Source organism: Anaplasma phagocytophilum, from assembly GCF_023476575.1.
GTDB classification, from domain to species: Bacteria; Pseudomonadota; Alphaproteobacteria; order Rickettsiales; family Anaplasmataceae; genus Anaplasma; species Anaplasma phagocytophilum_A.
Genome location: NZ_JAHLEX010000105.1, coordinates 1 through 3,677 on the forward strand (window position 1 = coordinate 1; position 3,677 = coordinate 3,677).

General features: G+C 40.1%; 3 protein-coding genes. 2 read left to right on the forward strand and 1 reads right to left on the reverse strand.

The features are described 5' to 3' along the window. Nucleotides 1-288: 288 nt before the first annotated feature. Complete coding sequence (locus KPX09_RS04690; RefSeq protein ID WP_249549215.1) at nt 289-1,320, reverse strand: hypothetical protein; 1,032 nt, start codon at nt 1,318-1,320, stop codon at nt 289-291. A gap of 188 nt (nt 1,321-1,508) precedes the next feature. Between KPX09_RS04690 and KPX09_RS04695 the strand changes: the two genes are divergently transcribed. Then, the gene (locus tag KPX09_RS04695) at nt 1,509-2,045 is read left to right on the forward strand and encodes a nicotinate-nicotinamide nucleotide adenylyltransferase (RefSeq protein WP_249549216.1); all 537 of its coding nucleotides are present in this window, start codon (nt 1,509-1,511) and stop codon (nt 2,043-2,045) included. A 224-nt stretch (nt 2,046-2,269) separates the two neighbouring features. Then, nucleotides 2,270-2,971, forward strand: coding sequence for a pyridoxine 5'-phosphate synthase (locus KPX09_RS04700; protein ID WP_249549217.1), 702 nt, complete (start codon nt 2,270-2,272; stop codon nt 2,969-2,971). Nucleotides 2,972-3,677: the final 706 nt, after the last annotated feature.

The following is a 3,677-nucleotide window of genomic DNA, read 5'->3' on the forward strand; positions in this document are numbered from 1 at the left end:
AACAGCTAAACTCTGAACTAATAGTCTTATAATGGCTCGCGATTCATCCCCTTATATATTATCACTATGTATGATTATAGCGCCCGTATATACGCTAAGCTGTACCATGTACAGATCCTTCAGATTTGTAACAACTTTGAGTACAAAAATTAGTGTATCTAGTGTGTCAAGGGCAATACCTTAAGTGAGAAGAGTAATATACGATGCAAAACACTAAAAGGCTGGCTGAATTTACCCATACAGATAGCCATATCCCGGAACAAAACAAAGCTATAACAATGTAGATAGCTATAATCCTCTTCCTTGACTAGGAGAGCTGCTAGAAGCTAGGTATGACGATGCCTTAGAAGAACTTGCTCCAGAAACTTGACTGGCAACAGCTCCTTCTTTCCCTTCGGTTTGAGCGTGAAAATCAAAGTCCGTACTTGTATAAATCTTTGGTTTTGTACCTGATAGTATGTCGTGTACGTTTATTTCAGGTTCAGAAGTCAGAGTTTTGATCGCGCTTACTCCTTTCCACACACAGTGCAGAGGAATAGTAACCATAGCAAAACCAGCACCACCAGTTACCAATGAAACGCATAACATCGCGAACAAACCAATTGGAGCTGTTACCAGATCAGCACACAACTCATCTGTAGTCTGCTCCTTCTTCCCGAAAATGTTCATACGTTCCTTCAAGAACTTTAAACCTCCCCGCATGACACCGGAAATTCCCTCTGAAGCATTTGGCAATATAGAAGATACGAGCTTCTCAAAGACAGACGATTTATCTAGCACATATTTACCCTCGCGCTGAGCCTGCCTGATAACTTCCTCCTCTTCATCAAAATCAGGAGTGTTACTAGCAGCATCTACCAGGTCTAAAAAGCTATCAAGGTATTCAGGAGTTAAATCTTTTTTTACGAAGTCGCGAGGTCCTTCAAACTGTGCAAGTTTATACATACTGAGAGCAAGGACCCTTCTACGCTCACAAGTCTGTAAATTATTAAACATATACCTATATATCGCAGATGCTTTTTCTTCACCGAAAGCCTCTACTAGCAACTCCCTCATTCTCGTATTAAGGTGCTCAGAAGCGACTTGCTCACGCAATGCAGAATGCTCCGGTGCACTAGGATCGGAAACCTTTGCTGCAAGAGCCAGTTTTTCTTCCGAGCCACTAGCTAACAAGCCCGCTATGCTTCGCTCAACAGCATCAGAAATTTCCTTGTTTACAGCGGCAACTACGTCCGCATTGCTTTTTCTACAAATTCCTACGATATTTTCGGGTTTTAGATTACTATCCTCCAGATGGAGCTTGATGTTAGATATAGGCACAACATCACCTCATGTAAAATGCGGCTAAAAATAAGGGAATCACATATCTATCATAAAGGATACAAAACCCACCATGTCAGTATAATATATGCTGCAACAAATTGCAACAGTGGAAAAGCTTTTGAATCCGTGACAGCAAACAGTCCTAGATATACTATGTAGTGTAATACATTTGTGAAGTTTATGTAGTGATAGTAGGGATATTTGGTGGAACTTTTGATCCTCCTCATGAAGGACATGTCTATATTGCGCAGAAACTCAGAAAGTTATTGCGGCTTAGAGAAGTATGGTGGGTAGTTACTAGTAGAAATTACCTCAAGTCTTCAAGTAAGTACGATTTAGAGAAGAGAAAAGACCTTGTTCAGGAAGTTGTTATGAAGCTACAGGGTATGCGTGTAATGACAATGGATAGTCCTAGGGGATATGAAGTAGTACAATATTGCAAGAATAAATACCCGAGCTTTAAATTTATTTGGATAGCGGGATCAGATAATATGGCTTCGATCCACCGCTGGTATAGATGGAGGGATTTCTGTGAAATGGTCCCTATTGTATTTTTAGAGCGTGCTGTATCCACGTATAAGGTTTTAAAAAAGCCGTTTGCATCAGTGGTTCCTAGAGTGAATTTTTCTTCCGACAGTGTATGTAACATATCGCGAGGGTGGAGCATAATAAGGACTAGAGCATGTGATATGTCATCAACTAAGATAAGAAACAAACTGTAAATGTTACGGCGTATACGTAAGGCCTGTGAAATACTGTTGTTGACGCTGGGAGGGGATGATAAAAAGAAGGTAGAGACGCTTGTGAACGTCATAATTTTCTAGAACATAGGAGGCTGCATGTAGAATGTTTATATTACGTCGTGTTGTGATAATCGTGTAACATATTTATGTGTAGTTCCTAAAGTCTTTAGGTTACTTAAGCGGTATTTTCAAGGAGGATTTCAGTGCAGCTTGGTGTCAACGTTGATCATGTGGCAACACTTCGCAATCTCAGGGGCACAACATATCCCAGTATAGTTGAGTTGGCGAACATAGCGGTAGAACATGGCGCAGATTTCATTACTGTTCATTTGAGAGAAGATAGACGACATGTTCGAGATGATGATCTGTATGCGTTGAAGAAGCATGTGAATGTGCCTATAAATTTAGAAATGGCTGCTACTGAAGAAATGCTGGCCATAGCCAAAGAATTATCACCAGAATGTGTGTGCCTGGTTCCGGAGAAAAGAGAAGAGGTGACGACGGAATCCGGTCTGGACACTAAATTACTTTATGATACCCGTTTATCTATTATTAGTGAGCTGCAAAGGCATGGCATAAAAGTAACGTTGTTTCTCGATCCTAGCGAAGAAGATATTGCCTGCGCGAAAAGAATGAATGTTGACAAGATAGAGCTTCATGTTGGTGCGTATTGTATCAATCGTGCCTCGCAGGAGTTGGAAATTATTACACATGCAGCGCAACTAGTGCATGAAGCAGGGATCATATGTCACGCGGGACATGGCATAGATTATGAATGTGCCGCAGCTATATCAAAAGTGGAGCATATCACAGCAATAAATGTTGGCCATTTTCTTGTTTGTGAGGCTATAACACAGGGTATGGGGAATGCGGTACGAAAAATGAAAGATATAATAACATCCTGATATCTAGCTGGAGTGCTGGGCAAAAAAATGAGACGTTGCGCTTAGGGAAAGAGAAACTGTGAAGTCTGGGTATGTAAATGCTGAGTTGTAAGGTATGCTGGCAGCGTTGATATAAGTGTGATATCAGCTGTCTTTATAAGGTTTGCACTCTGTTAGTATGCAGATGAGCCGCTTCGTTCACGTCTAAGTAGAGCAGTAATCAAGCTTTGTTGTGTTCAGAATATTCTAAGGCGGTACGAGGGACAGGGTTAATGTAAACTCTACCTAATAAGAAAGTATGAAACAAGAGCACATATCACTCGTGATTTTTTATAGTTCTGCTTACGGTGATCTCTAATTTTCAAAAGTGGAACAGTTTGCGTAGAACACTATGTCAATTTATGATGCGCCGTGCCGCACGTCCTTTAGTATTAAGAGTTTCCTATACATACGATCAATTTTAGTGATACTGCGGATGCAACGTGTATATTTTTTCAATTAGGAATATGCTTTTAAGAAAGGAAATTTTTCTTGCTTAAAACATGAATGCTGTTGGCTATATGTGAAAGCAAAGCATGCTCCGTCTAGGCTTTTTCCAGAACCCCATAATCCATATTCCTAGATCCATTGATATTTCTTTCAATGATCAAGAATTTAATACCCTATAAAACCATGTATGGAGACATCTTTATTGTGTGGGCCTATTTATTTTATAAATGCATTAGGG